6 protein-coding genes are annotated in these 5257 nt (G+C 66.7%); 4 read left to right on the top strand and 2 right to left on the bottom strand.

Translation table 11 applies throughout. The annotated features are described in order from the left end of the window. Positions 1–166: 166 nt before the first annotated feature. Positions 167–943 (top strand): DUF937 domain-containing protein, encoded by a 777-nt coding sequence (locus tag Q4C89_RS13750; RefSeq protein ID WP_303103191.1) that lies wholly within the window; start codon positions 167–169, stop codon positions 941–943. A gap of 169 nt (positions 944–1112) precedes the next feature. Here the strand turns inward: Q4C89_RS13750 and Q4C89_RS13745 are convergent, their stop codons facing one another. After that, entirely contained in the window at positions 1113–1574 is a 462-nt protein-coding gene (locus Q4C89_RS13745; protein WP_303103190.1) for an Lrp/AsnC family transcriptional regulator, read from the bottom strand. A gap of 133 nt (positions 1575–1707) precedes the next feature. Between Q4C89_RS13745 and Q4C89_RS13740 the strand changes: the two genes are divergently transcribed. The 3 genes from Q4C89_RS13740 (at position 1708) to Q4C89_RS13730 (ending at position 3320) form a co-directional block, all read left to right on the top strand. After that, a complete protein-coding gene (locus Q4C89_RS13740; protein ID WP_303103189.1) occupies positions 1708–1998 on the top strand; it encodes a YbaB/EbfC family nucleoid-associated protein in 291 nt (96 codons plus the stop codon). A gap of 82 nt (positions 1999–2080) precedes the next feature. Continuing rightward, the gene (gene recR, locus Q4C89_RS13735) at positions 2081–2686 is read left to right on the top strand and encodes a recombination mediator RecR (RefSeq protein WP_303103188.1); all 606 of its coding nucleotides are present in this window, start codon (positions 2081–2083) and stop codon (positions 2684–2686) included. Between the two features lie 19 nt (positions 2687–2705). Next, complete coding sequence (locus Q4C89_RS13730) at positions 2706–3320, top strand: GNAT family N-acetyltransferase (protein ID WP_303103187.1); 615 nt, start codon at positions 2706–2708, stop codon at positions 3318–3320. Positions 3321–3389: 69 nt separating this feature from the next. On the opposite strand, the gene Q4C89_RS13725 is transcribed toward Q4C89_RS13730, so the two are convergent. Beyond that, positions 3390–5257, bottom strand: a 1868-nt coding sequence (locus Q4C89_RS13725; RefSeq protein WP_303103186.1) for a (Fe-S)-binding protein, incomplete at its 5' end; no start/stop codon positions are given.

The raw sequence follows: 5257 nt of genomic DNA, 5'->3' as shown, positions 1-5257 counted from the left end.
CCCATCATTGGCCTACGACTTCTTCTTCCTGAACTCGGTTGAGATAAAAACCTGACCTCTCCCTTCTGCCCTCCGCATCCTCAACAAACCCGCAACCCTGCTCCCCTTTGACCGCACGCCCCCGCGCCCTAAGCTCCCAGGTAATTCACCCCAGGAGGAATACACCATGATGGACATTTTCAACATGCTTGGCGGTATGGGCCAGGCCCAGCAGCAGGTCAGCAACCAACTCGGCACCGACCCCCGCCAGACCGAAGCGGCCCTGGAAGCCGCCGTGCCGCTGCTGCTCGGCGCGATGACCCGCAACGCCGCGCAACCCGGCGGCCTCGACGCCCTCGCCGCAGCGGTCAACCAGCACGACGACAGCGCCATGCTCGGCTTTCAGCAGGGCCAGATGCCCGACCTGAACGAAGGCCAGAAGATTCTGGGCCACGTCTTCGGCGGGCAGCAGCAGGCCGCCGCCAACGCGATTAGCCAGCGGGCGGGCATCAACCCTCAGATGGCGATGCAACTCCTGATGATGGTCGCGCCCCTGATTCTGAGCTACCTCAGCAACCGTTCGCGCAGCCAGGGCGGGCAGATGGGCGGCGGCATGGGCCTGCCCGGTGGCATGGGCGGGGCAATGGGCGGGGGCCTCGGCTCCATTCTGGGCGGCTTGCTGGGCGGGGGCATGGCAGGCGGCGCAGCGGGCGGCCTCGGCAGCGTGCTGGGCGGAATGCTCGGCGGCGGTCAGCCCCAGGCGCAGCCCTACCAGCAACCCCAGAGCGGCGGGGCCATGTTCCCCGGTTTCCCCGGTGGACAGACGCAGCCCCAACAGCCCCAGATGGGCGGGCAGATGGGACAGGGCGGCGACCTGCTCGGCACCCTCAACCGCACCCTTGACCGCGACGGCGACGGCAACGCGCTCAACGACCTGATTGGAATGTTCGGGGGACGCCGCTAAGAGGCGGATGGCTGAAGGCGGATGGCAGATGGCTTAAAAGCCTTCACCGGATGCCGACCCCTGACACTTCATCCTGACAAACAAGCAAAAAAAAGGCCCTTGGGAGCACTGCCCCAGGGGTCCTCTCTTTTTGCCTTCAGCTATCCGCTATCTGCCATCCGCTATCCGCTCACTGCGGCGGCAACACCAGCTTCCCCTCCAGCGGCGTACTCAGAACGATGGAGGTGTCGCAGGTAAAGCCCAGGTCAATCAGTTCGCCCAGCAGCATTTCCAGCGCCGCCACGTCGGGCACTGACACTTTCAGAATGCAGGAATTGTCGCCCGTGACCGAGTGGCATTCCAGCACGCCGTCGCGTTCGCGTGCCCAGCGCACCAGGGTGGGGTCGTTGCGCCCAGAGTCCTTGACGCCGATAAAGGCCGTGATGGTGCGGCCCAGCGGCTTGCTGGCGACCCGCACGCCGTAGCCCAGGATGATGCCCGCGTCTTCCAGGCGGCGAACCCGCTCGGTCACGGCGGGGGCCGACAGTTCGATGCGCCGCCCCAGTTCGCGCATACTCAGGCGCGAGTCCTGCTGCAGTTCCTGCAAAATCCGTTGGTCAAGCGCATCCAGACTGTAAGTGGAAGACTTCATACCCTGTCAGCTTAGCATTTGACAGGTCAAGATAGGTTTTCTTCGCTCACTTGCCCTGTTCCTTCCTGATACTTGCCAAGCGTGGCCCCGGTCATGCCGCCGTGAGGCCGCAGCGGGTAGACTGACCTCTGCTATGGACATGAAGAAGCTCATGAAGCAGATGCAGCAGGCCCAGGTCGCTGCGACCAAGATTCAGGAAGACCTCGCCGCGCAGACGGTGGAAGGCACCGCCAGCGGGCTGGTCACGGTCAGCATGAACGGGCACGGCAAGGTACAGACCCTCAAAATCAAGCCCGAAGCGGTAGACGGCGACGATGTGGAAGCCCTCGAAGACCTGATTCTGGCTGCCATCAACGACGCCGCCGAAAAAGCCGACGCGTTGCAGCGTGAAGCGACGGCGGGCCTGGGAATTCCCGGATTTTGAGGACTCGCTGCGCCAGGCAGATGGCAAACGGCAGCTGGCAAATGGCAAATGGCCGCTTTGAGTTGCTGCTGTGGGGGCAGGCATGAAATACCCTCCTTCCCTCGTCTCGCTTATTCGTGAACTCTCGCGCCTGCCGGGAATCGGCCCCAAGAGTGCCCAGCGCCTCGCTTTTCACCTGTTCGAGCAGCCGCGTGAGGACATCGAGCGGCTGGCCTCGGCGCTGCTGGAAGCCAAGCGCGACCTGCACGTCTGCCCCATCTGTTTCAACATCACCGACGCCGAAAAGTGCGACGTGTGCGCCGACCCCAGCCGCGAACAGCAGACCATCTGCGTGGTGGAAGAACCCGGCGACGTGATCGCCATCGAGCGCAGCGGCGAGTACCGGGGGCTGTACCACGTCCTGCACGGCGTCCTGAGTCCCATGAACGGCGTCGGCCCCGACAAACTCCACATCAAGCCGTTGCTGCCGCGTGTGCAGCCGGGGATGGAAGTCATTCTGGCGACGGGTACGACGGTGGAAGGCGACGCCACCGCGCTCTATCTGCAACGCCTGCTCGAACCCCTGGGGGCCGACATCAGCCGCATCGCCTACGGTGTCCCGGTGGGCGGTTCGCTGGAATACACCGACGAAGTCACGCTGGGCCGCGCATTGACAGGCCGCCAGCGCGTGAGCAAGCGCGAGCCGTAGGTATCCGTTACTCTGGGCCATGCTTTCCGCTGTCCCCGCTGACCCCGCAGAATGGCTGCGTCCTGCGCCTCTGCGGGGCCGCTTTATTGCCCTGGAGCCGCTGACCACCGACCACGCCGCCGGACTGTGCGCCGGAGCGGATGCGTCTACCGTGGAGTTTCTGGCGCGGGGCGGCCCCCAGGAAAACACGCCGCAGGAGTGGGCCGCTTATATTGAGCGTTTGACCATACCGGGCCGCGTCAACTGGGCCATGCTGGACACCTCGGGCGCGGTGCTGGGGCGCATCAGCTACAGCGAGGTCAGGCCCGCTGACCGCTGGGTAGAAATCGGCACCATGTTGCTGCCGATCGCCCAGGGCACCTCCGCCAACCCCGAAGCCAAACTGCTGCTGCTCACCCGTGCTTTCGAGGAACTGGGCGCGGGCCGGGTGCATTTCAAGGTGGACAGCCGCAATGCCCGCAGCCTCCGGGCGATGGAAAAACTGGGGGCGGTGCGCGAGGGCACGCTGCGCCGCTATCAGGTACGGCCCGACGGCTACGCCCGCGACTCGGTGATGTTCAGCATCCTGGCGGACGAGTGGGCCGGGGTCAAAGCCGGACTGGAAGCGCGGCTGGGAGCCTACCCGGCGCGTTAAACCCCACTCTGCGGTCAAAAGAAAACCCCCGCCCTCCAGACCGGAGGCGGGGATTTTTCAGGGTGAAGGTCAGCCGTTCTTTTTAGGCGTCCACTTCTTGCGGCCCGTTTCGGGGTTGACTTCCGCACTGGTCGGCGCCGCCTCGGTGGGCGCAGCGGGCTGGGTGGTCACGGGGGCAGCACTCTGGGCACTGTCGGGGGCCGAGGTCGCCTGCTGGCCTTCTTCCAGGCCGTTTACGCCGACTTCGTCCAGCACCACATGCTCGGTGATGGGGGCGGGGGTCGCCTCGGCCTTGGCCTTCGGATTCCACTTCTTGCGCTCTCCCGTGGCGGCAGGCGCGGGGCTGGCCTGGGCAGGCGACTGGGCCTCACTGGACGATTGGGCTTCGACAGGCGGCTGGGGCAGCGGGTCCTGAATGTCGTCCTGGGCGAGCGCGGCAGGAGCGGCGGCAGGCTGGGGGGCCACTTCAGCCGCAGCCGGGGCCTTCGCCTTGGGGTTCCAGGCTTTGCGGCCCGTCGCACCCGTCGCCGCAGGAGCAGCGGGGGCCGTTTCCTGAGCCTGGGCCACCGGAGCCGGGTTCACGTCGTCACGCACGACAGCGGGCGCAGCGGCAGGGGCGGGCGTTTCGGCCTTGCCCTTGGGGTTCCAGGCTTTGCGGGCGGGCGCAGCACCGTCGGCAGCGGGTGTGGGGGCCGCCGCAGGAGCCGTCTCCTGGGCCACCGACTCGGCACTCACGTCGTCGGCCTTCGCCTTGGGCTTCCAGGCTTTGCGGGCCGGGGCGTCACCCTGGGGCGCAGCCGGAGCAGCGGGGGCAGGCGTCGCCGCGCTCACGTCGTCGCCGCCTTTGGGCTTCCACGATTTGCGGGTGGCTGCAACGGGCGTGCCTTCGCCACTGGGGGCCGGGCTGGGGGCCGCCGCCTGCGGTTCGGGCTGGGTGCCCGCGTTCGCCACCGGGCTGCCGGGCTGGGCGTTCTCCACGTCGGCGCTGGTGGTGCCGACCACGTCGTCCTTGGGGGCGTCGGCGGCGGGGGCGTCCCCGGTGCGCTCCATCGGCAGGGCGGCGTTGGGCACTTCCACCTCGGCGGAGGGCGCGGCTTCGGGCTGCACCCATTCCCCGCTGGCCCGCTGCACGCTTTCGAGCATCAGTTCGGCCACGTCCTTGACGATGATGTCGTCGCGCTTCTGCTTTTCGGGCGTGGAGTTCATCATCGCCTTGCAGAAGGGGCAACCCACCGCCACGACCTTCTCCTGCACCTGCCCGGTGCGCTCGTACTCGCTCACGCGCTCGGCGGCTTCGTCCAGACGGGCCTGCAACTCGCGGAAACGGTTGTCGGACACGCGCTCGCGGCCTTCTTCCTCTTCCTTCCAGAACTGCGCCCCGCCCGCGCCACAGCAGAAGCTGTTTTCGCGCTGGCGCTCGATGTCCAGAATGTCGCCCGCCATTTTGGTGATCAGGGTGCGCGGCGCGTCGTAGACCCCGTTGTGGCGGCCCAGGTAGCAGGGGTCGTGGTAGACCACGTCGTCCTGAAGCTGCGCCAGCGGCAGCTTGCCCGCCCGCACCAGTTCTTCGAGGTACTCGGTGTGGTGAACCGTGCGGTAGTCCCCGCCGATCTGCTTGTACTCGTGCCCGATGGCGTTCATGCAGTGCGGGCAGGTCGCCACGATCAGCTTGGGCGCAATCTGGTTGAGGGTTTCCACGTTTTCCTGCGCGAGCTGCTGGTACAGGAATTCGTTCCCGGCGCGGCGGGCGGCGTCACCCGTGCAGGCTTCTTTCTTGCCCAGCACCGCGTAGTTCACGCCGGCTTTGTCCAGCAGTTGCACGAAGGAGCGGGCGACTTTCTGAGCGCCGGGGTCGTAGGCAGCGGCGCAACCGACCCAGTAGATCACGTCGGGTTCGGGGTTTTCGTCAATGGTGGGCACCTTGAGGCCCTCGGCCC

It is taken from the genome of Deinococcus sp. (genome assembly GCF_030523985.1).
Lineage (GTDB): Bacteria > Deinococcota > Deinococci > Deinococcales > Deinococcaceae > Deinococcus.
This window is presented reverse-complemented; position numbering and strand designations above follow the sequence as displayed.